The organism is Paenibacillus sp. BSR1-1, assembly GCF_030403775.1.
GTDB lineage: Bacteria > Bacillota > Bacilli > Bacillales > Cytobacillaceae > Neobacillus.
This window is the reverse complement of record NZ_JAQMWQ010000003.1, coordinates 166,988-189,212: the sequence shown is the minus strand read 5'-3', so window position 1 is coordinate 189,212 and position 22,225 is coordinate 166,988. Positions and strand designations below refer to the sequence as shown.

The 22,225-nt window shown below is 34.7% G+C and carries 21 protein-coding genes and 1 pseudogene; 9 read left to right on the top strand and 13 right to left on the bottom strand.

All coding sequences use genetic code 11. The features are described 5' to 3' along the window. Nucleotides 1-21: 21 nt before the first annotated feature. The gene (locus PH210_RS06690) at nucleotides 22-1,134 is read left to right on the top strand and encodes a GerAB/ArcD/ProY family transporter (RefSeq protein ID WP_289984106.1); all 1,113 of its coding nucleotides are present in this window, start codon (nucleotides 22-24) and stop codon (nucleotides 1,132-1,134) included. Nucleotides 1,135-1,270: 136 nt separating this feature from the next. Continuing rightward, nucleotides 1,271-2,383, top strand: coding sequence for a GerAB/ArcD/ProY family transporter (locus tag PH210_RS06685; RefSeq protein WP_289984104.1), 1,113 nt, complete (start codon nucleotides 1,271-1,273; stop codon nucleotides 2,381-2,383). A 955-nt stretch (nucleotides 2,384-3,338) separates the two neighbouring features. On the opposite strand, the gene PH210_RS06680 is transcribed toward PH210_RS06685, so the two are convergent. Further along, nucleotides 3,339-3,794, bottom strand: a complete 456-nt coding sequence (locus tag PH210_RS06680; protein ID WP_289984102.1) for a DNA mismatch repair protein — start codon at nucleotides 3,792-3,794, stop codon at nucleotides 3,339-3,341. A gap of 286 nt (nucleotides 3,795-4,080) precedes the next feature. Between PH210_RS06680 and ytzI the strand changes: the two genes are divergently transcribed. Next, on the top strand, nucleotides 4,081-4,245 hold the full coding sequence (gene ytzI / locus PH210_RS06675) for a YtzI protein (protein WP_483312088.1): 165 nt from the start codon (nucleotides 4,081-4,083) through the stop codon (nucleotides 4,243-4,245). 21 nt (nucleotides 4,246-4,266) lie between these two features. After that, the gene (locus tag PH210_RS06670) at nucleotides 4,267-4,608 is read left to right on the top strand and encodes a zinc ribbon domain-containing protein YjdM (protein WP_289984101.1); all 342 of its coding nucleotides are present in this window, start codon (nucleotides 4,267-4,269) and stop codon (nucleotides 4,606-4,608) included. A gap of 255 nt (nucleotides 4,609-4,863) precedes the next feature. Here PH210_RS06670 and PH210_RS06665 read toward each other — a convergent pair whose 3' ends face one another. Together PH210_RS06665 and PH210_RS06660 are read right to left on the bottom strand one after the other, a co-directional pair. Then, nucleotides 4,864-5,688: an MBL fold metallo-hydrolase gene (locus PH210_RS06665; protein WP_289984099.1), complete on the bottom strand. Its 825-nt coding sequence runs from the start codon at nucleotides 5,686-5,688 to the stop codon at nucleotides 4,864-4,866. 114 nt (nucleotides 5,689-5,802) lie between these two features. Continuing rightward, a complete protein-coding gene (locus PH210_RS06660; protein ID WP_289984097.1) occupies nucleotides 5,803-7,053 on the bottom strand; it encodes an AraC family transcriptional regulator in 1,251 nt (416 codons plus the stop codon). A 153-nt stretch (nucleotides 7,054-7,206) separates the two neighbouring features. On the opposite strand from PH210_RS06660, the gene PH210_RS06655 reads away from it, so the two are divergent. Further along, complete coding sequence (locus PH210_RS06655; RefSeq protein WP_289984096.1) at nucleotides 7,207-7,965, top strand: SDR family NAD(P)-dependent oxidoreductase; 759 nt, start codon at nucleotides 7,207-7,209, stop codon at nucleotides 7,963-7,965. 169 nt (nucleotides 7,966-8,134) lie between these two features. Here the strand turns inward: PH210_RS06655 and PH210_RS06650 are convergent, their stop codons facing one another. After that, on the bottom strand, nucleotides 8,135-9,496 hold the full coding sequence (locus tag PH210_RS06650) for an FAD-binding oxidoreductase (protein ID WP_289984430.1): 1,362 nt from the start codon (nucleotides 9,494-9,496) through the stop codon (nucleotides 8,135-8,137). Nucleotides 9,497-9,825: 329 nt separating this feature from the next. Between PH210_RS06650 and PH210_RS06645 the strand changes: the two genes are divergently transcribed. Further along, entirely contained in the window at nucleotides 9,826-10,254 is a 429-nt protein-coding gene (locus tag PH210_RS06645; RefSeq protein WP_289984095.1) for a hypothetical protein, read from the top strand. 209 nt (nucleotides 10,255-10,463) lie between these two features. After that, nucleotides 10,464-11,171 (top strand): transposase, encoded by a 708-nt coding sequence (locus tag PH210_RS06640; RefSeq protein ID WP_289984094.1) that lies wholly within the window; start codon nucleotides 10,464-10,466, stop codon nucleotides 11,169-11,171. An 810-nt stretch (nucleotides 11,172-11,981) separates the two neighbouring features. On the opposite strand, the gene PH210_RS06635 is transcribed toward PH210_RS06640, so the two are convergent. Together PH210_RS06635 and PH210_RS06630 are read right to left on the bottom strand one after the other, a co-directional pair. Next, entirely contained in the window at nucleotides 11,982-13,067 is a 1,086-nt protein-coding gene (locus tag PH210_RS06635) for a BMP family lipoprotein (RefSeq protein ID WP_289984092.1), read from the bottom strand. Between the two features lie 371 nt (nucleotides 13,068-13,438). Further along, entirely contained in the window at nucleotides 13,439-13,627 is a 189-nt protein-coding gene (locus PH210_RS06630) for a hypothetical protein (protein WP_289984091.1), read from the bottom strand. Nucleotides 13,628-14,200: 573 nt separating this feature from the next. Here PH210_RS06630 and hbs point away from each other — a divergent pair. Continuing rightward, nucleotides 14,201-14,478, top strand: a pseudogene (gene hbs / locus PH210_RS06625) (non-specific DNA-binding protein Hbs). Nucleotides 14,479-14,731: 253 nt separating this feature from the next. Here hbs and PH210_RS06620 read toward each other — a convergent pair. Then, nucleotides 14,732-14,932, bottom strand: a complete 201-nt coding sequence (locus PH210_RS06620) for a cold-shock protein (protein WP_007083691.1) — start codon at nucleotides 14,930-14,932, stop codon at nucleotides 14,732-14,734. Between the two features lie 532 nt (nucleotides 14,933-15,464). Between PH210_RS06620 and PH210_RS06615 the strand changes: the two genes are divergently transcribed. Beyond that, nucleotides 15,465-16,478, top strand: a complete 1,014-nt coding sequence (locus PH210_RS06615; RefSeq protein ID WP_289984077.1) for a DUF3231 family protein — start codon at nucleotides 15,465-15,467, stop codon at nucleotides 16,476-16,478. A gap of 521 nt (nucleotides 16,479-16,999) precedes the next feature. Here the strand turns inward: PH210_RS06615 and PH210_RS06610 are convergent. The 6 genes from PH210_RS06610 to PH210_RS29730 form a co-directional block, all read right to left on the bottom strand. Further along, nucleotides 17,000-17,281, bottom strand: a complete 282-nt coding sequence (locus tag PH210_RS06610) for an immunity 53 family protein (protein WP_289984429.1) — start codon at nucleotides 17,279-17,281, stop codon at nucleotides 17,000-17,002. A gap of 819 nt (nucleotides 17,282-18,100) precedes the next feature. Next, nucleotides 18,101-18,808, bottom strand: a complete 708-nt coding sequence (locus PH210_RS06605; RefSeq protein WP_289984075.1) for an ABC transporter permease — start codon at nucleotides 18,806-18,808, stop codon at nucleotides 18,101-18,103. Further along, entirely contained in the window at nucleotides 18,801-19,538 is a 738-nt protein-coding gene (locus tag PH210_RS06600; RefSeq protein WP_289984072.1) for an ABC transporter ATP-binding protein, read from the bottom strand. The genes PH210_RS06605 and PH210_RS06600 overlap by 8 nt, the downstream gene beginning before the upstream one ends. 79 nt (nucleotides 19,539-19,617) lie before the next feature. Further along, entirely contained in the window at nucleotides 19,618-20,262 is a 645-nt protein-coding gene (locus PH210_RS06595) for a TetR/AcrR family transcriptional regulator (protein WP_289984071.1), read from the bottom strand. 590 nt (nucleotides 20,263-20,852) lie between these two features. Beyond that, the gene (locus PH210_RS06590) at nucleotides 20,853-21,569 is read right to left on the bottom strand and encodes a sporulation protein (protein WP_289984070.1); all 717 of its coding nucleotides are present in this window, start codon (nucleotides 21,567-21,569) and stop codon (nucleotides 20,853-20,855) included. 387 nt (nucleotides 21,570-21,956) lie between these two features. Next, nucleotides 21,957-22,175 carry a macro domain-containing protein gene (locus tag PH210_RS29730; protein ID WP_354669966.1) on the bottom strand — a complete coding sequence of 73 codons (219 nt, stop codon included), beginning with the start codon at nucleotides 22,173-22,175 and terminating at the stop codon, nucleotides 21,957-21,959. Nucleotides 22,176-22,225: the final 50 nt, after the last annotated feature.

Below are 22,225 nucleotides of genomic sequence, written 5' to 3'. Positions count from 1 at the left end.
TGTTAAAAAGGAGAAAACAGCATGATTGAGAAAGGAAAAATTTCTGCCTTTCAGATGGCACTTATGATAGAACCAACAGTCGTAGCAACTGCTGTTCTTGTGGTTCCATCCGTTACCGCCAAGGTCGCGGGACGTGATATGTGGATTTCGCCAATTTTCGGTTCACTCGTTGGATTTTTTAGTTTGTTTATCGTGTATCAATTGCACAAGCACTTTCCAGAAAAATCGATTATTCAGTACAGTGGGGATATTATCGGACGGATTCCAGGAAAAATCATTGGGCTTATCTATCTGTTCTTTTTATTGCATTCAAGTGGCATTATAACCAGGGAATATGCGGATTTCATTATTGCAGCTTTTTTGCCGAGAACCCCGATGTTCGTAGTCATGGGGGGGATGATTTTGGTCTGTGCTTTTACAGTACTCAGTGGTTTGGAAGTGTTGGGAAGAGCTGCTCAAGTGTTTGTTCCAATATTTATGTCTACTCCGTTACTGTTTATTTTACTGATTCCTGACTTAAAACTAGAGAATATCGTTCCAATCATGGAACATGGTATGATGCCCTCAATCCTGGGTGCTGTAATACCGCAAGGTTGGTTAAGCGAAGTCTCCCTTATCTCAATGTTTCTTCCCTTTTTAAAGGATCGTGAAAAAGGGGGAAAATGGGGAATAATCTCAGTGATTGTTATTATCTTACATTTAGTTATTATCAATATCGTTTGCCTTCTCTTGTATGGTGAATCAGTAACAAGTTATGCCTTTCCAGTGCTTACTGCTTTCCGATACATTAGTGTTGCGACTTTTTTTGAACATCTTGAAGCAGTCGTGGTCATTATTTGGGTGATGGGAGCGTTCATCAAAATTTCAGTGTTTTATTATGTACTTGTTCTGGGAACAGCCCAATGGTTAAATCTGTCCGACTACCGGCCGATTGTGTTTCCTATTGGTTTTCTTGTATGTCTGGTTTGTATTTGGGCAGCAGCCAATGGGCAAGAATTGGGCCGGTTTTTAAGGACAATCTCCCCTTTTTATATACCATCTATAATGACATTCATTCCGATGTTGCTCCTTCTGATTGCAATCATAAAGAAAAAGATGAGGAATAAAAGACAGCCTGTTCCTACTAATCCATAACGTATAAAGAATATTATCGATGTAAAAGATTTTCTACATAACGCTCTACTTGTTGTTCCAGCTATTACGGGCAAGTTTGCACAGCGTGAAATCTGGATTTCTTTTATAAAGAACACTATAAAAAGGAGAAAAGAAAATGATTGAAAAAGGGAAAATTTCTGCTTTTCAGATGGGCGTTATGATGTATCCTGGCATCCTAGCTACAGCAATTCTTACAGTTCCTTCTATTACAGCAACATATGCAAAGCAGGATCTTTGGATAGCCCCGATATGGGCCTGTCCTATTGGCTTACTGATAGTACTTGTTTTTCTTCAATTGCACAAGCATTTTCCCGGAAAGAATATTATTCAGTACAGTGAGAATATTTTGGGGCGTTTAATTGGGAAAACACTGGGGATTTACTACTTGTTTTTTTTCCTTCATAACAGCGGTTTCGTTATACGGGAGTATGCCGAGTTCATCATCACCTCCGTCCTTCCAAAAACCCCAATCGTATTGGTGATTGTTGGTATGACACTAGTTAGTGCATTTGCTGTAAAAGGAGGAGTGGAAGTGATTGCCCGCTCGGCATTGGTTTTTCTTCCATTGTTCATGTTTCCTCTTCTGCTGATGGGGTTGATGGTTCTTCCTGAGATGGAACCACGTAACATGCTTCCTGTCATGGGAAATGGGATTAAACCCTCTTTAAAAGGTGCTTTTTTTCCAATTGAGTGGTATGGTGATTTTATTTACATGTCTTTTTTGCTGCCCTTTTTGAAGGATGAAAAAGGAGGAAAATGGGGGATGATTTCAGTAATGGCTATCACACTGACCATGGTGATTACAAATTTGACTACCATTTTTGTATTTGGCGGGTCTACCACGGAATTGTTATATCCAGTAATGAATGTTTTTAGGTATATCAGCCTTGCTGATTTTTTCGAGCATGTTGAATCGATTGTCATAGCAGTTTGGATTACTGGTATGTTTGTTAAGTTTTCGCTTATTTATTACGCGCTTGTACTTGGAGTAGCTCAGTGGCTAAATGTATCTGATTACAAATCGTTTGTACTTCCAATAGGATTTCTTCAAGTTATATTCAGTATATGGGTAGCTCCAAATTTTCAACAGATGGGGCAATTCTTTACTACGGCTGGTTCTTTTTATTTTCCCAGTATTCAAATCATACTTCCGCTTTTTCTTTTGTTTGTGGCTCTTATAAAAAAGAAATACAAAGATAAAAGCCCTAAATCTTCAATCGTTCAATAATGACCATTATCAGTTTGGTAACAAAACGTGTATTATGTTACATAAATAAAAAGTCACCTTTGAAGGTGACTTAATTGTTACATATCATCTTTAAAATTATATGTATTTAGATTGGAAGGTACGAGCACGTAACGATCTACCTTGCACTATTATGAATAGCTGATTACCTATTTATAATCTTTCGACCATAAATAAACAGTTTACCACCCATAATAATGGTTCGTTCGACCGTACAAAATACCTGTACACCCATATATAACCTCTCGGCTATATATGAACGTTAACTTTATTGAGTCATGTACTCAACTTAGTCTGCGGCACTCGATACGATCTTCGCTCGACCCTATATGATAAATTGGGACCCTATTGTAATAATACCTTCTAGAGGTACGACTACAATAAAACCTTTCTCCACCATATAGAATCTTCCCTCCGACTATACACAAACCATGATTAGATGACCTGTATATAATCTTTGGCTGACCTTTATACACCCTAAAAGAGCATATATAAATCTGGGCTCAACCGTTACGTACCCGATACTAATATCATGAACAAATTCATTCAAATTATGTACAACTATTAATAAAAAATAATTATTTTAGCTATTGAACATATTATTTTTATTTCTACACATAATAATTTTCGGGTTTTACCCTGACTTTAAACTCAATACTTTGTTACTAAACAGCCCTTTTAGAACACTAACAAAAAATGACCGCCATTAGACGATCACGCTCCTTTTAATTTCAATTCGGAAAAATGCGCCAGTTTAACTTTATAATTGGGTTCCCCTTCTTGGATAATCTCACAGTAACCAGATGCGTATTGAAAAATTATTAAATAATCTTTTCCTTGATATATAACAGGAATCCTTTCCATAAATAACTCATTAACTGTACCTAGTCTAAAAGTTATTTTTAAATTCTTTAAAGTGTATTTCAAAGGTAGCAGCTTATTTTAAATATAGGTTACCAAATTCCAAATCAAGGCTTAACTTTCTTTCTAATTTATCAATACTACCTCCACCTGCTATAAAAATTTCTAATTCTTTTGCTACATTTTTTCCTTTATCTTTACTAAAATGATTACTTTTTGGTAACCTGTCCACTGTAATCACTTCGGGAGTTCGGTCTGCCCTATAAATTCTACCTGGAACTTTTTTCCAAAATCCATTCCACTCCTCTAATAGTCCTATGTCATTAAAATAATAGCGTTGCACACCACATAGCCAAGCAGTACATGCTGTATTTCTTTTTTGACAGCCAACTTGGTCTTCTATAAATTCGCATCCAAAGCAACAGGAATTTCCACTATTAATACAGACCCTACAAATTTCATTTGCTCCAATTTCTTCAAATATTTTTAAACCGTAATTAATTATTTCATCTTTCGTCATTTCAATACTCATTTTTACCCCACATTTTCAATAAATTTTATATCCTTTTTATCTAAGAGTTCAAAAAGGGTTGATGTTGTATTTATAAAATATTTTATAAATCGTATGAATAAACTTTCAAAGCACTTTATCTAAAAAACCTTTGACTTAATATAAAATCAGGTGTAGATTCATATTATATTATATTCAAATATTCAGATATAAATATAGTTTATATGGTGGAGTGTTTCTGTGCAACATAACTAGCTATAATAATCGTTATGCTAATAATGAATGAAGTCAGGTGAATAAAATGATAATGGGTTTTATTATTGTTGGGGTTTTGATTGTTTTAATTGTGCTATTCTTAAGTGTTGTAACAACTTCCAAAGCATATACCTACAAGCATACGGTAGATCCCGTGGAAAACAATCCAAATATAAGTGGAGATAGAAAGATAATAAATAGTAATAAAAAGGATTAGATGAACGGAGGAAATGCAATAATGTCAAATTTACCAAATTGCCCAAAATGTAATTCAACATATACTTATGAAGATGGAACTATTTACGTTTGCCCAGAATGTGCTTATGAGTGGACTTTAGATTCAAAAACCGAAAATAATGACGATAATAGGATTTTCAAGGATGCAAATGGAAATGTCTTAACCGATGGTGATACTGTAACAATAATCAAAGACCTTAAAGTAAAAGGGAGTTCTTCAGTCTTAAAAGTAGGAACAAAGGTTAAAAATATCCGTTTAGTTGACGGAGATCATGATATTGATTGTAAGATTGATGGTTTTGGAGCTATGAAATTAAAATCTGAATTTGTGAAAAAGTTATAATAAGGACAATTAAATTCCGATAGATAAAAGCCTGTATCATTGTTTACCAAGTAAACATTGATACAGGCTTTTATTTTAGTACTTCTTATTGAACTAACGCACTATGTAAATGGTACCAGAATATCGTTCCAGTTATCCCACTACTATCCTGTCTAAAAGCACTTTTAAAAATTATCGTAACCTTGTAAATCTCGCATGCTTTTGAGAAAAAAGTTCATTCATAAGTTCTTCAAGCTTTCCTGCTAAATTAGTAAATTAAGTATTAAATAATTTTCCATTTAGTGCTTCAATATACCTTTTTGCTGACTTTTGAACCACCAAATCTGCATCATCTCCAATAATTAGATTAAATGCGTCATATAATCGATTAAATGTAAAATCATTTATCCTATCTGCAATTCTTTCAACTGTTACACTGGGCAGAGGAATGAAGTTAGGATAACTATACATAAAACTCACCCACTTACGATCAGCTGCGACGCGTACTATATCTCCACTTAATAAAATTCCATTTTGACTGCTTCCATTTTTCCACTCTAAAACAGTACCGCCTTTATAATGTCCTCCAATTCTTTGAAGGATAAGACCTTCCTGCAATTCTAGAGATTCTCCAGACCAAAAAATGATTTTCTCGCTTGTTCTAGTCACCCATTCTTTATCATCTTCGTGTATGTAAATTGGAGCATCGAATGTTTCAGCCCATTCTACTAAACTAGAGTAATAATGGGGATGTGATAAAGCAATAGCATCAATTCCGCCTAATTTATTAATATGTGAAATGGTTGATTGATCAATATATGTAATACAATCCCACAATAAGTTGTAATTTTTATCTTGTACAAGATAAGCTGTCTGTCCGATTCCAAAACTTGGATTAGTCTTTATACTATGTAATCCTTCTTCCTGGAGTTTAATGATATTACTATATGTCCCCACCTCTATCAGCTTTTCTAATGTGGTCCACACCTGACCTTTGGAACTAACAAATTGTCTTTCTTCCTCACAAATCAAACATTTTTTTGGTGCTTCAATTGAACGCTCATACTGAACTCCACAAGTTTCACAAATAAAGTTTTTCAAAAAATATCTCTCCTTTACTTATTCACTTCCTATTTACTCTCTTTTAAAAAGTTCACCCCAAAAATCCTTCTTCAAGTAAACAGCACCGTTATTATACAATACATTTTCATCCCATCATGTCGATTGATGGTGTGAAGAATGATCATTTCTAAACTGCCTAGGGGTTAAACCTGTGTATTTTTTAAATACTTTTATAAAATAACTTTGATCATTGAAATTTAACCAGGTGCTTATGTCTGAAATCGAATAACTTGATATAGCCAACAGCTTTTTTGCTTCGTCTACTCGTTGTTGTTGAATATATTCACTTATAGGAATACCCATTTCTTTTTTAAAAAGAGATGATAAGTAATTGGGACTTAATTGACACATTTCTGCAAGTTGTTCCAGTGTAATGTCTCCATAAAGATGGTTGTAAATATAATGTCGACAAGCCGTTATGGGTGCAGAATATTTTTCTACATTTAAACAGTGAACACGATTGGTAAAATCACTTATGGCTTCTTCCGTTAATCTCAATATGGCCTTTAGGTTTCCTAATTCCTCAATTTGTTGAATATAATAATCACTTAAAGTAAAGGCTGTTTCCTCATTTAAGCCCCCTTCAATGGCAGCTCTGCAAACAAGGGCAATGCCCGTTATCATTAAATTTTTTTCACTTCGTAAGCGACTCCGTCTCGACAATAATCCTAATTCTGCCTCACCCACAATAGAGTAATCGAAGATATCCTTTAATTTATCGATCCGCCCGTTTTTGACATAATCAAGCAATACCCGTTCATAAGAAAGATTGGAATGAAAAATGAAATTCCTTCTCCCTTTTGAAAGTTCAACATCTAAATTCTCTGATTGTATGACACCAAGGTCTATCGCTTTATTGTTTTCTAGGACCAGCGTTTTATCTAACGCTTTACGGTAAAGCAAATAATAAACCATTAAACTAATCGATAGTAGCTGATGATGATCCATAATGGGGACGGCTTGATAATATTCAATAAGATTTCTTTTATTGATGTTTCCTTTAAAAGCATCTATGATTTTTGTAATATTTTCATCCGATATTTCGGTCTCAAGGACAGGTCCTACAATAATAGTACCTAAAAAATAGTTCGATTTTTTAAGATTCACAAAGAAAAAATTCAAATTTGAATTTGAAAAAAAGATAGGGAACTCACTTGGATCCTCTTCATACGTGTATACACTTATCTGCTCTTTAAATGGAACATAATAGGGATTACTCCGTAGGTCACTGCTTGAAAATTCGTACTCGAACTCACCAAATCCATTGACATAATAAACTGGTATTCCATGAACTTCCCAAATAAGCTGGCATATATATTGCATATCCTCCATGGATATTTCCATCTATTTCATCTACTCCATCCGTTTTTTAAATCGTTTACATTATTATTTTTTACAATAAGAAAATACTATTATCCGTAGAATAATACAATAATTCATTCTTAATCAGCAATAAAATAGGTGATGTAAGAAATCTTAAACAAAGGGGAAATGAACATGGAATTAGCAAATAGAATTGCCGTTATCACTGGTGCAGGAAGTGGCATTGGCAGAGCAAGCAGTTTGAAACTTGCTAGTAATGGAGCAACCGTTGTCATAGTTGATTTCAATAGAGAAACAGGGGAAGAAACTTTAAAACTTGTGAAAGAGCAAGGTGGAGAAGGAATCTTCGTTCAGGCTGATGTATCAAAAAGTGAAGATGTGCAAAACTATGTAAATAAAGCAGTCGAAACATATGGCCGCATTGATATATTTTTCAATAATGCAGGTATTATCCAAAAGTTCGCACCTTTCACCTCAGTTGAAGAATCCGAATTTGACCGGATTTTGTCTGTCAATGTAAAAGGAGTATTCCTTGGATTGAAATATGTCCTAAAAGTGATGGAAGAGCAAGGAAGCGGATCGATTATTAACACGGCTTCTACTGCAGGAATTCGTCCTGAGCATAGTGTTGCTGTATATTCTGCCAGCAAACATGCAGTTATCGGTTTAACGAAAGGTGCTGCATTAGAATATGCTAAAAAAGGAATCCGTATTAATGCGCTTTGCCCTGGCGGTGTTCAAACAGCGTTAACCGCTAGTGTTGCTGAGCAGTTTGAAAAAGGCGGTTATGTTCCAGAAGAATTTTCAAATATGAGAATGGGTCGTTATGCTGATCCGAACGAGCTTGCTGAAATGGTGGTTTTCTTAGCATCAGATAAAGCAAGCTATATGACTGGTTCAATTGCACTTGTGGATGGTGGTTTAACTCTATAAGCAATCCAAATACGTGAATTTGGCTTTAGTTTAATTAGGGCACTTTCCTTATTATAGGAAAATGCCCGATTCTTAAAGAAAGTCTTATTTAATAATCTTGCTGACGATTGGGTTTACCTAAACTTTGAAACTGTGAAATTAATTATTAATATGTATAATCTTTTAGGCTTTAAGATAAAAAATAGTCCTCACTAATATCAAATGGGGGAATGCTTTGCTTAAAACGAAATACATTATGAGGATCTACTTCTGTTTTAACTTTTCTTAGCCTATTAAAATTCTCCCCATAATAAGACTCTGGCCAATTTTTTATAAAAAGATCTGGCCAATTGACATAATCACCCTTTGTATATGGTTTTAATGCGACTCTCAATTCTTCAGTCCACTTAATATTTTTTCTTGCTTCTGTTTCATTGGTCCACTTTGTTAAATATTCTTGTGCAATTATCGCATTCCTATGATAATACGCTGTTTCTTTTGGAGAAATGTGTTTAACAGCACCACCTAATGACTGCTGCCAAATAGAGGCTTCTTCGTTTGGTGCTTTCTCTAGAAATTGTTTCATAATAAAAATAGCTTTTGCAGGAAGGGGTTCATAAATAAATGAACCTGATCGATTAAATAAAGAAGGAATATTGCCGGCCGGATCATTAAAATGTTCAACAGCTTTAATAAATGGCACGTTGGAGATTTCTATTTTTCTAGGTTTTGTATGTTTCACGAGTGGTCTAATTAATTTTTTAAGTTTGTCCGATGGCCCTATATATTGCCCTTCTGCGATAATTAAATTTTTACTTTTTGCATGTAATTCTATTTGAGAGGTTAATTTTGGATCCGTAAATGGCGCCCAATCTTGCCAAGCCTGGAATGCTTCTTCTAATTGCTCCCAGTCCCACTCTACCGTGAAGATGGATACATTGGTAATTGGATGTAACCGAAATTTTAATTGGGTCACAATACCAAAGTTGCCACCGCCTCCCCCACAACATGCCCAAAATAAGTCAGAATTTTTTTCTTTACTAGCTTCAACAATTTCTGCACCACTTTCCCCTTTGGGAATAGCAACTCGAAGACTAATGAGGTTATCACATGTGAGTCCAAAAATTCTTGATAACATCCCAATTCCCCCGCCTAATGTTAATCCAGAAAGACCAACACTAAACTCTGTACCACCTGGCAAGGCCATTCCGTAATCCCATAACGTGGAGTATACATGTCCTAAATTGGAGCCTGCTTGAATCGAAGCTGTTCGTTCTTTGACATTTACAGATATTTGATCCATGTCGCTTGTATCTATAACTAGCCCACGATTTAATAGGGAGAAGTTTTCGTAACTATGTCTGCCACTTCTTAACCGAAAAGGAACGTTTTTTTCTCTAACCCACTTTAATGCATTAACGATATCCCTTACATTTTGGCAAAAAACTATTGCACCAGGAAACTTAGAGAGATTTAGATTATAATTTATCCGAGCTCTTGGATACTCTGGGTCATTGGGGAGCACAATTCGCCCCGTCAATATCGTATTCATACTTTTCACCACCTTAATTGTTTTATACCAATCTATGATTTTTTTAAAGGTGGTGAAACGGCATAAATCCTACTTAATATCAATATCAGACTAGAACAACGTACAGCCTCCTTTAAAGTAGTCCTCCTATTTTGCCTTAAAGAAAAACCTTCACTTCTTCAACTTATCTGCACGTTACTTGAACAAGCACACCTCTCATATAATGCGTATTTTGTTTGAATTGTCATCTAAATTCAGTCCAAAAATTATAAATTTAATGTTTTTATTAATCTTGTACAAGCACTTTCTAAACTACTTCATACCTTAATATAAAAAAGGGGGTAAGTATTTTGGGAAAAAAAGAAAATAATTGTGAGGTACGAAGTCATAATGCAGTGATCGTTTTTGCCCAACAAAGTGCGTCTTCAGATTCACCTAATCCTGTTACCTATTTTGAGGATCATACTGATAATCACTATAAGGCATTAATTAATGTTAGGATTTCGGGAATAACCCCAGGGCCAATTGGCTCTGAACGTGTCTTACAGCTGGTTGTACAACCACGTCATGGTCATAGAGAGATCAATATAGATATCCCTATTTTCCCATTCTCTATTGGACCTGAGCCTGTTACAATAGGACAGGTTGTCGCTCAAATCGAGGATGCAGAAAGTGTATCTATAAGATGGGAAGTCAGAGTAAATGGTTCACTTGATCCAATAGGAATAATCAGCGGTACGATTGATATTCAAAAAGATTTCTGTATTTGCTGTCCATAGTCCCTAAATAGATTTTTTACCCTTCCAGCGATAATACATCGTAATAAGCAATATAGGAATTCGAACCAAAAGTTCAAAAGGCTACTTCCTTTTGGACTTTTTATATGAAAAAGTCTTAGATACTAATTGAACAAATCGTTAGCAAAACAAAAAAAAGACCGCAGCAGCAATCCACTTGAACTGATATTATGGGTGTATCATCAAAGGAAATGCTTAAAGCATTGGCAAGTGGTGAGGATGACCCTGAAAAACTAGCAAACTTCGCTCGAGGTACAATGAAACGGAAAAAAGAAGAACTTGAATTAGCTCTTCAAGGATATGTTAACCCACATCAACGGTTAATGTTAAAGACAATTTTAACGCACATTGATTTTCTAACAGATCAAATCGATATGCTAGATCAGGATATTAGCCAAAGAGTTAGTTCTTATCAAGAAGATATTGAGCGCCTCGATTCCATACCTGGTATTGCCACAAGAATGGCCGAGCAAATCCTCGCCGAGATTGGTACAGATATTAAAAATCAGTTCCCTACTGCGGCGCATTTATGTTCATGGGCAGCCTTAGTCCCCAGACACAATGAGAGCGCTGGTAAAAGGAAATCTAGTAGATCGAAAAAGGGTAATAAGTATCTAAGATCTGCACTTACAGAATCAGCTCAATCAGTTCGAGGGTCAAAGAACTATCTAGGCGCATTGTATAGACGTACAGCTGGTCGGAAAGGAAGGAAAAAAGCAGCTATCGTTGTTGCACATGCGATGTTACGAATCGCATATTACCTTCTCACTCGAAAAGAAATGTATGTAGATTTAGGAGAAGATTATTTTGATAGACAAAGGCAAGCTTCCATTGTCCGCCATTCCGTTCGAAGATTAGAAAACTTAGGTTATAAAGTAACAATATCTGAAGCATCCTAATCCATTCCCTATAACCACAAACATCTCGATCAGGCGCTCTCCCTTTTTAAAAAGTGATTGAGCTGCGTCTATTCAAGTATTGCCATTTTTTCTAACTCACAGAGGTTTATTTTTATGGTAGTTTAAGTGAAATCCTTCACAATATCCATGTTACTGTCATTTATGAAAGTTACCTGTATAATGCCATCTGCCTTTCTCAATATCCGGCAATATACCCCGAATGTATAACTTTAGTTCTTCCGGCAACTCTTCCTTTTCAAGGCTCATCTAAAGTGAAATAAATGATCCGTCCAGCTTTTGAATCCATTACTTGAACCTGGGTTTGCAACTGTCCCTTCATATCAGTAATTTTTCTTGTCAGCATAATTTAATAAGACATGAAATCACCCCAATATATTATACAAGAACATACACTCTTATAAATCGAAGACTTAGTAAGATTCCAGGCTTTTTTAAGTTTTAAATTAAATTTTATTAAAATGAAAAATCCCTCCTTACCATCTATATAAGGAGGGACACGTATACCAAACTCTTAGGGGTATTTGGTATGTTTTTAATATGGATTTTTCAACATAGAAATATTAATTTATTTTTGAAGAGTAGCTGTTCACGGGTGTTTTTTCTATTTTGTTCCACTATTCTTCCTATGAAATATTGAAGCATCGTACCGTTTTAGTGAACAAAAAAGGGGGCTACTACAAAAAGGTCCCCTTTTAAAAATTACATAATTATCTAAATCAATCGGACTCAATTAGATTTTACCATGAATGAATAAGCTTGTGTATTACACTCACAATTTTACAGCCATTACTATTTAGGGCTAAATGTTTTTAATTCATCAAGAGTTCCAGGAACTTTTAAAGATCCAGACTTAATTTTATCTGTCCAATCACTAACAGCTTTATCTATAGCATCTTTGTTGGCTGCCTTAGCATTTATAGGAGATAAACCTACACCATCCTCAGCTAATCCGTAAAGAATATTCTGTCCACCAGGAAAATCACCATTTTGTGCTTTTTTCGCAGTATCTTGTACGGCCACATCAACACGCTTAAGAGCAGAAGTAAGAACTACATCCGGACCCATATCGCTTTGATCACGGTCAACACCTATTGCCCAAATTCCTTTGCTAGGTTCTTTTGCTTTACGATCAGTTGCTTCTTTGAATAATCCATTGCCTGTACCTCCAGCTGCGTGGAAAATTACATCTGCACCAGTAGAGTACATTTTTGAAGCGATAGATTGACCAGCCTCAGATTTGTCAAAAGCACCAGCATATTGAACATCGACTTTTACTGAGGGTTTTGTAGCTTTTACTCCAGCTAAGTAACCAGCTTGGAAACGTTCAATTACAGCATTTTCCATACCTCCGATAAAACCAATATGATCAGACTTCGTGGTAAGTGCTGCTGCAACCCCAGCAAGAAATCCTGCTTCTTGCTCTTTGAAAAGAACACTTGCAACATTTGGTTCTTTTACTTCAGAATCAATGATGGCAAATTTAGTATCCTTTTGTTGTTTGGCAACCTCATCAACTGCACCTTGCATTAAAAAACCAATACCAAATACTAAATCGTAACCTTGACGAGATAGTGTATTTAAATTTGTCACATAATCAGCATCAGAAGTAGATTGAAGATAATCATATCCGCCCTTTCCTTTTTTCAGTCCGTTTTCTTTACCGAATTTTTGAAGACCTTCCCAGGAAGATTGGTTAAATGATTTGTCATCAACACCTCCTATATCGGTAACCATCCCTACAGAGAAAGCTTTTCCTTTTTCTCCACCTTTAGTTGCTTCATTCCCTTTGTTGTCATTGGCTTTTCCGCAAGCACCTAAGAGTGTTCCAGCTGCAAGTAGAAGCGATATTGCTATACCCATTTTCCGCTTTTTCAAGTAAATGTACCCCCTAAATAATTTTGTATGATTTGTAATATAAAGAAATAAGCAGATTACTTCAAAGAATAGGTTCATCTGTTTCCTACTCGTTTTTGAATAATCATGTAGTAAAGCATATTATTACAAAATTTCTTTAATAGTATGCTTTCAGTACACTGCTATTAGTTTAAGTTCATTGCAACCAATATAGTTTTCATCTTTTCTGCCGTTGGCATAAATTCCATTGCTTCAGCTGGTTTACCGTCTAGAAAGCTCAACAGAAGCCCAAATTCACTTTTTCTAAGTCCGGTAATCATCACATCATCTTATTGGTAATAATCACCATGAGCTATGCCTGACTGCGTTTACAGACCTCATATCGGGAATCCTTACGCTTTAGGACTGTACCCTCTAAGCCTTGGCATGGTAACACACTTCCCTTTATATTTGATTACGTCAAACACAACGTAACTTAATGTTCCACTTACTAATAGGTTCCTGTTTGATTGGAACCGGCTCATCATTGCTTCAAAATCCGGTTTACCGTCAACCCCTGAAACAATATTTTCACCATCCAACACGGTTCCGTCTGGTAAATCTATAGTTAATAGTTCCGGGAAATTGGCAGTAACCTCATTATTATGACGAGTATAAAGCCGTACTTAATTATTAATCTTTGAAAGTATGATCCGAATGCCACCCAACTTTAACTCTGTTATATACGCATTATCATCAAACGGCTGGTCTACTCTTTGTAATAACATTGGTGAAATAAACACATAAACCACCTCATGATAATTGTAAGTGAAAGCTAAAAACTATCATTGGTGGTTTATTGTCATTTATGGAATTTCCCTTTATACGGATATGGATAGAAATAAAAACTGACCATCTATATAATGGTCGCCCTCTTTAACTATCGAACCCGTTACTTTAAGTATAATTCTTCACAATCTTAATTCACTTCAGATTAACTAATCATTTAAATCATACTTAAATATAGGGTTTATACACTCCAAAATGGATTGAACTAAACTGCTTCTTTGGTTGCTCAAGAAAAATAAGGTTAGAGTTGCGAACTAATGTACGCTATGTTACAACTAAGGTACGTCTCCTGTGGATTGTAAAGTCTTTAAAGGAGTGATTATAAAATGAATAAAACAGATTTCATTAATCAAGTAGCAAAACCGCAGAACTTTCACAGAAAGAAGCAGCTAAAGCAGTAGATGCAGTTTTTGATACTATTTTGGAAGCATTAAAAAATGGTGATAAAGTTCAATTGATTGGCTTCGGTAATTTTGAGGTTCATGAACGTGCTGCACGTACAGGTCGAAATCCACAAACTGGGGAAGAAATTCAGATAGCAGCTGGAAAAGTTCCCGCTTTTAAGGCTGGTAAAGCTCTTAAAGATGCAGTAGCTGAAAAGTAATAAATAATGATCTTTAGTGTTGCATACAAAAAATGAATGACCATTTAAGTCACTCTTAACTAAATCAGTTCAGAAATCTATATGACCTATGATAATTAGGAGATTTCGTGTTTATGTGATACACTTTATTTACCATTTGATTTACTGTTTACATGTTCCCCACTCATTCGTGAGTGGGGTTCCTTGTTTTTAAGGTAAATAAAAAACAGACTCTAAAATAGAGCCTGTCTATATCCAACATTATTATTTATTATTAAGCTTTACGAACGTTAGTAGCTTGGGGTCCACGTTGACCTTGCTCTACTTCAAAAGTAACTGCTTGACCTTCGTCTAAAGATTTGAAACCTTCGCTTTGGATTGCTGAGAAGTGAACGAATACATCGTCTCCAGCTTCGCGTTCGATAAATCCAAAACCTTTTTCTGCGTTAAACCATTTTACTTTACCTTGTTCCAAGTGTGTTTCCTCCTGCTGTGTGCTTTTGCACACATATATTACTATCCTTGCTCCCAGTGATCATTTAGATGAATAGTTCAACTAATACTATCCTTTACACCGAACAAAAATAATTCTTCCTTAGAATACCATTTTTTGAATGTGTTTGCAAGATTACAATCCATTATGTGAATTTATGTCACTTTCTAGCAAATAAGCCGAAAGTAAACAAGTAATGAATAAAAACTCACATATTCTCGACTTATTAAATAACTCGTTATTGAGTTAAAGCTACCCTTTAGTTTAAGTGTAAACCTTCACAAACTCTTTGGTGGAAGTAAATCTTATCTGAAGAATCCCCATAATAAGGTAATAACGGTACATTAGCATTACTACTTTACCTTGCGTATGCTTTCATCACCGAGCAATACCATCAATATTTTGTAAAAGACAATCGTGTAATGAAACAAGGAAGCAACTGACCTTTAATTGAAATTTATGAATCGATTTCAATATATTGTAAAAAATAAAAAAAAGACAGCGGAGGATACACATGTTAGATGATAAAAGTCCTTTAAGTGCATCGGAGATTGGAATGCTTTGGCTTACATACATGGAAAAAACAATGATTCTAAGAATTACGGAATACTTCTTGGAAAAAGCAGATGACAAGGAAGCAAGAAACCTTTTAGGGATATGCTGGCAAGAAGTCAGTTTTTATACAGAGTTGATGAAAAATCTTTTCGAACAGCAAGGAATTGCCGTTCCGATTGGATTTACAAAACAAGATGTTAACTTAGACGCTCCAAAATTATACGACAATGGGTTTGACATTATGCTCCTTCGCGTTTTTAAAGAAATGAGCATGGGCTTATACACCATCAGTATGAATATGGCTTACCATGTCGATGTCATGACAATATTTGAAGGGCTGAATGTGGTTACTCTCAAAATTTATAAACTAGCTACTCTTTATTTGCTAAGAAAAGGGATTCTTACCCTTCCTCCAAAAGTAACGATGCCAAAAACAACGGAGTTTATAAAAAGCAAAGAATATTTAGAGGGATTAAACCCATTTAGCCAAAAACGGTCCTTCAACGATATTGAATTGGGCATCTTGCACCACGGAATTGAATCTAATAATGTTGGATTGCAGTTGATGACTGGTTTTGCCCAATGTGCCCTGGACAGAGAAGTAAAACAATATTGTGTAAAAGGGATGGAACTTGCGAAGAAACAAATTCAAACCTTTGAGGAAATGCTTATAAAGGCAAATGTTCATTTCTCTGCTACTTCTGGAAGTACAGTCACTACATCCACAGTCTCGCCGTTTTCTGACAAACTGATGATGCACTGTACCACCTTCCTCAACGGATTCGCCATTGTAGGAATGAGTTTTGGGACATTTTTCAGCTTAAGAAGAGATTTAATAATGCAATCAACATTAATTGCCAAGGATGTCTTTTTCTACGGTGAAGAAGGAATTAACATTATGATAAAAAAAGGGTGGTTTGAAGAGCCTCCACAAATGGAGGACCGTACTCAAATCATTACAAACAATCAATAAATATAATTTTCATGCACAGAATTATGGTGGTGTTATTTTTAACACTAAATCTCAATGTGGGGGATAGCTTTGAAAAAACTTATTCGCTTATTTTCCGTTTTAATTTCTTTATTGATTAAAGCAGCATTTTTAATGGATAACTTCAAACATAGATTAAATTCTCTGTTAAGAATGCCGACTTTAGCATAAGGATAAGTATTTCGTATCTTCTATTTCCACATTAGTTAAAAAAAGGTGATCACAGATTGTGCTTACCTCTTTTTTAAAACTTTTTTGTTTGGTACAAATTCCCCGTATGGACGGTTTTTTTGTTGTTATAATATATTTGTTTGAGGGAATTAAAGCTCTCGGCTTGTTCCATTTTAGTTGGCTTATGGACAAGTGTTAGACGTTACTTCCACTATCCTGCTTCGTTAGTTGATCAACGAAAAAAAGAGCTGCCGCCTGCAACTCCATCTTCAACTCAAGCTACCCGTTACTTTAAGTGTATTTTTTCACATATATAATTCGATTTATTATAATTATAACTCTGCCCAATTTTTAAAAATAGTAAGAATTTCTTCTAAATTATTAGGTCCTCCTGCTCCATGAAACTTATATTTATACTTATCAAATTCAATCCAACAATCAAGCCAATCCTGCTCATTTCGAATAATCTCTATTTTGTCCATATGTTTATCTTCTAAGTTTGTTCCTTCAAGGTCAATTGTTAACATCCATCCTGGGTTATCGAGATTTTGAACACTAATACCAAATTGATGTTCCCAGTCCCCGTCACATTGTTGTAAGTACCATTTTTGTATCCATTCTAAAGTTCCGATAAAAGTTCCCTCCGTCCCTTTTATTTTACATTGAAATATTATTACTCAAGCACCAGTGATTTATATGTATAGGTATTCTCGGCTTCGTACAAAGATACCTTTTTGCACTAACCTGCTTCTTTAGTCACATTAAGCGTATTACTTAAATTCCCATATAAAAAGCGACAATCCTTCTGGATCACCGCCTCCATGTTATTCGAAAAATGACTTGTTTTTTTGCCAATTATTCTCCAACCTATTTCGACCGAATAAACTTAATACAAGCCCCATTATTATACAAATTATCCATGTAACCAAAAGTTCTCTGAAGATAAAAGCCCATCGAAATGAATTGAGAAGAAATTTAATTATGTAATAATCAATAACTAATGGTATCGATATGACGGGACATATGATAAGACAAATCGTACCCTTCCTTTTTTCCTAATTTGTCCCCAATTTACCATATAAATATAAACCTACTAGATAAAACATATAACTTGTTTTATTCTATTTGGTCCTCCATCCGATAATCACATCTATTAATGAAATTATCTTTTTATAACGCTTTTATTTTCCTTCTAGTTCGTGGCAGCTGTTAGTATTACATTTGTATAATACCACTGAGGATGGAGAATATACCTATTCCTATACAACTCAAGCAGACAGTTCTTGACTTCTTTTTGGATGATTTAAGGAAATATAATGAAATTCCTAATAAGACCAAAAGAATACCCATTATTATACTAGACAGATAAAATACCGGTGCGAGGTTTTCAAGAGTATGATCTATTACATTTTCAATTTTTTGTTCCATATTTCTCATACCTCCATGCAGTTAATCTTTCTTGTCATTATGTTGATGACAAGAACACTTATCAATACAAGAATTATTGTGAAAATAATGATTGCACTATCCGCAGATATAGAACCTGCCACGATGTTACTTAATAGAGAGCAAAGCAAGACTGAAGATATAATAGTGGTCGGTATAGACTTTTTTATAAAGCCGATAGCCATAGAAATAATACCAACACTAACAGCAGAAATAGACATATAAAATGTGGTTTTGGCAGCCCTATTAATAATTTCAAAAGTGATGTTTCCGTCTACCACTGGGGAAATAGATTCACTAATACCAAAAATAGTAAATATACTTATGCATGAGGTGATCATTGCAGTTACCACAAACAGTGAAACCACAGCAATCTTTGCCAGAAAAACCTTTCTTCTGCTGACAGGGTATGAGAATAGCAGAGTGGTGCGTTTCCCTGCATATTCTTCAATTACTATTTTTGAAAACATTACAGATGATAATAAGCTGAAGGCAAACATACATATTGTATTAAATAATGGAATGATATTTTCATATCCTGCAAACATTTTCATGTCCGGGTCTTTTGGTTCAATCTTTGGAGCATAGGCGAATAGATATATTATTCCTAACATACAGATTCCAATGATAGAGGCTGAAATAATGTATGTACGAATATTGGTCTTTTTCAATTCAAGTTTCAATAGGTTAACCACTATGTTTCATTCCTCCATTCACAATACTAAAAAAATATTCTTCTAAGCCGTCTGCAAAATCCTTTTCGATAGAGGCTAACTCTATTTCTTCAACAATGCTTCCATCTACGATAATTCCTATAACATCTGAGATTTGTTCGATTTCACTTAATATATGGCTGGAAACAAGTATAGTCATATCATGCTTTTTTACAAGTTCTTGAAAAAGCTCCCTCATTTCCCGTATTCCCACTGGATCTAACCCGTTAATCGGTTCATCCAAAATTAAGAGTTTTGGATGATGGATGATTGCTCTTGCAATCCCTAAACGCTGACGCATACCTAGAGAAAATTGAGAAACAGGTTGATTACCTATATTTTGTAACCCAACTATTCCTAACGTTTTTTGAATATCTGTATTTTGAATACCCATATAGGAAAGATGAATTTCTAAATTTTCAATAGCGGATAAATGTTCGTAAAATATGGGAGTTTCTATCATACTTCCTACATCCCTTAGAATTTTGTTTTTACTAATTCGAATATCCTCGCTGAAAATTTCTATGTGTCCGGCAGTGGGATGAAGTAATCCTAATAGCAGTTTGAAAATTGTTGTTTTTCCGGCTCCATTTACGCCCAATAGTCCATAAACTCTTCCTTTTGAAACGGTCATGTTACAATTTCTTATGACTTCTTTTTGATTAAAGGTCTTTACTAGTCCAGATATTTTTACTGCAGATTCATAATCCATATCAAATTCCTCCTAAAGCATTTACATACATATAAATGTATGTATTTATGTAAAAGTAAACTGCCCAATGGCAGTCCACTTAGATATTTAAAATAGATTTATGAAATTTTTCAAGGATATCAATTATCTGATCATCAATCACTGGAAGTCCGATACTATTAAATAATTCTTGTAAATGTTTTACTTTTAATAGATATTCTTCCGTGTCCACTGAAAAGATAATAGGACTTAACCAAATATTGGTCAGCAGCATAAATGTTTCGGATGTCTGCTTAGGATATTGAACAGAAATAGACCCATCCATTACCCCTTCATCGATAAAGGCGAGTATATCGGGAGCCCCTGAATTGACACAATCCTGTAATTGTTTGGCAATCAATTTGGGGCTGTTTAGGATCGTTGGTATCGTTTTAATGGCTTCTAATTGTCCAATATTTTCAAATGACAATAAAAAAGCCATTCTCAACCTTTCTAGTCCGTTTAATCCAGAGATATTTTTAGACTTTTTGAAAGGGTCGTTTTCATTTGCCAATCGATTGAGAACAGCATCTATTATATCCTCTTTAGATTTAAAGTGATGGTAAAATGCACCTCTGGTTAAATCTCCTAAATCATCAACAATATCCTGAATGGTAGTTTCTTCCCATCCCTTTTCCACAAACAACTTTGTTGCTGTATCCAAGATTCTTTTTTCCGTTATTTCTGGATATTTATTTCTTGGCAAGATGCTACCCTCCATAAATACATACATATATATGTATGTATATTATCTCTTATTTGTGAAAATGTAAAGTATTACCATAAGATAATTTGAATAGTGGTTTTTATCTAATACGGTTAAGGCGGGGCTGGAAGCCACCACCGCAAGAATTATAGTAATGACTTCAATTACTATACACTCCACATGTTCCAAATGTATAAAAATATTCATGCAAAAGCCACTCTCTAAAAAATCTACAAAAAGCTTCTTTACAAACCTACTCCTTCCTGCAAAAAGAAAACAGCTGATTTATTAGGGCTTGTTTCTATTTTTCAAAAATGTGAACCCAACTTCAGAAAAGCCTTGAATTAGCTACTTCCTTATAGAAAGCAACAAACCGTTAATCTTTGATATGCTCTTTCCTTATTTTTTACGATACAAAACAATGGTACATTCATTCTTGAAGAAAAGGGGAACCACATTCTCCTTCTTTCACTAACCTGCTTCGTTAGTTTAACAAGAAAAGGTGCCTAAGAATTAGCAGCTGGAATCCTAAAATAATGCAATTCGTAAATAAAATAAGGTTGCCTCCCTAGAACAATAACTTTCTACAGTTATTTAAAAATTTTTATTTCATCATAGTCATCAATATAAAGTTCTATTGGCTTTATCTCCGTATTTAAAAATATCGCTTCTTGGCTTTCAGAAGTTGGTGTTTCTGTTGGAAGTTTAATTTTAAATGGAAATCTCTTTTCAGTATTTGGTGGGATAACGACCTTTTTTGATATTATCCAAGATTTCCACGGTGAATTTTCATCTGACAAATCTGACATATATAATGAGAGAGCAATCTCTTCTAAGACCAATGTACGGTTACCACTGCTGACAGTCACATATCCCTCCAAATTCCCATTAGGGTGAACAATAGGATTCTTTAGAATGGTACTAACTGGATGTTTTATTTTGTACATATTAATAAAATCATTTCTTAATTTATTACTGATATAAAATGAAACTTTTTTTCCATTATACTTACCTGGGTCATAGTCAATACTCCAATTCTCTTCCGAAAATCGGATTTTCACGAGGTAGGTATTTGGTTTCTTTTCTTCAAAGAGCTCTGTTTTGTTTTCGAGGAGCATTTCGAAAAACCAGTGATAATCATCTTCGGTTTGGAGATAAACCTTGTCTCCTTTTACAGTATCGTTTGCATTAATGATCAAAGAATCAATTTCAGTACCTTGAAGACTTGTTGCACAATATTCCAAATCTACAGACTTGATTGAAATAGGGTCTCTTATATTATCAACTTTAGAGCAACTAACAAGCATTAATAGTACAAACAGTGAAAATAGAGCTTTTTACCTTTACCATCTTTCCCCCTATGGATTTGAATTTTTTTATATTTAAAGTTACTGAATATGGTTAAGCATACTTTTATTAAATCATCTACAATACTTAAATGAAAACACATTCTTCGACTATACTGCTTCGTTAACACAACTAACAAAAAAGACCGCCGCAGCGATCAATCTTGAACTCAAGCTACCCGTTACTTTAAGTACATATCTTCACAAACTTTCATTTTAAACAATACCCTGTCAAAATAAAAACTTCTCTAGTTTGAGAAGTCGCAAAAAGTTTGCCTGAAAATCATCGAGCAAAAACATTTAAATATACACTGTAATCCTCATTCCCGAACACATAAAAAAATTCTTTCAAAAATGAATTGGATGTTCCGATAACCATTGGTTTACTGTAGTAACTGCAATCTGAGCAGTTTCTGTTTTAGTGAAACCGAACACCCCTGTTAATATTGCACAGAAAACAACGGTTTTTATATCTTCAATTTCAGCTGCTAATTCCAGACAAGAAATATAACAGGATGCTAATTCATCCCTTTGCTGATATGTTAATGTCGTTCCTTTTGGAACAATAGGTCCAACCGTATAATCTCCTTTTTAGGATTATAGATCTGCAAAAAAAC

Bases quoted from the DNA above. Each gene is read 5' to 3' on its own strand.
- PH210_RS06690 (WP_289984106.1), top strand. From the start codon at position 22: ATGATTGAGAAAGGAAAAATTTCTGCCTTTCAGATGGCACTTATGATA.
- PH210_RS06685 (WP_289984104.1), top strand. From the start codon at position 1,271: ATGATTGAAAAAGGGAAAATTTCTGCTTTTCAGATGGGCGTTATGATG.
- PH210_RS06680 (WP_289984102.1), bottom strand. From the start codon at position 3,794: ATGAGTATTGAAATGACGAAAGATGAAATAATTAATTACGGTTTAAAA.
- ytzI (WP_483312088.1), top strand. From the start codon at position 4,081: ATGGGTTTTATTATTGTTGGGGTTTTGATTGTTTTAATTGTGCTATTC.
- PH210_RS06670 (WP_289984101.1), top strand. From the start codon at position 4,267: ATGTCAAATTTACCAAATTGCCCAAAATGTAATTCAACATATACTTAT.
- PH210_RS06660 (WP_289984097.1), bottom strand. From the start codon at position 7,053: ATGGAAATATCCATGGAGGATATGCAATATATATGCCAGCTTATTTGG.
- PH210_RS06655 (WP_289984096.1), top strand. From the start codon at position 7,207: ATGGAATTAGCAAATAGAATTGCCGTTATCACTGGTGCAGGAAGTGGC.
- PH210_RS06650 (WP_289984430.1), bottom strand. From the start codon at position 9,496: ATGAATACGATATTGACGGGGCGAATTGTGCTCCCCAATGACCCAGAG.
- PH210_RS06640 (WP_289984094.1), top strand. From the start codon at position 10,464: ATGCTTAAAGCATTGGCAAGTGGTGAGGATGACCCTGAAAAACTAGCA.
- PH210_RS06615 (WP_289984077.1), top strand. From the start codon at position 15,465: ATGTTAGATGATAAAAGTCCTTTAAGTGCATCGGAGATTGGAATGCTT.
- PH210_RS06600 (WP_289984072.1), bottom strand. From the start codon at position 19,538: ATGGATTATGAATCTGCAGTAAAAATATCTGGACTAGTAAAGACCTTT.
- PH210_RS06590 (WP_289984070.1), bottom strand. From the start codon at position 21,569: ATGCTTGTTAGTTGCTCTAAAGTTGATAATATAAGAGACCCTATTTCA.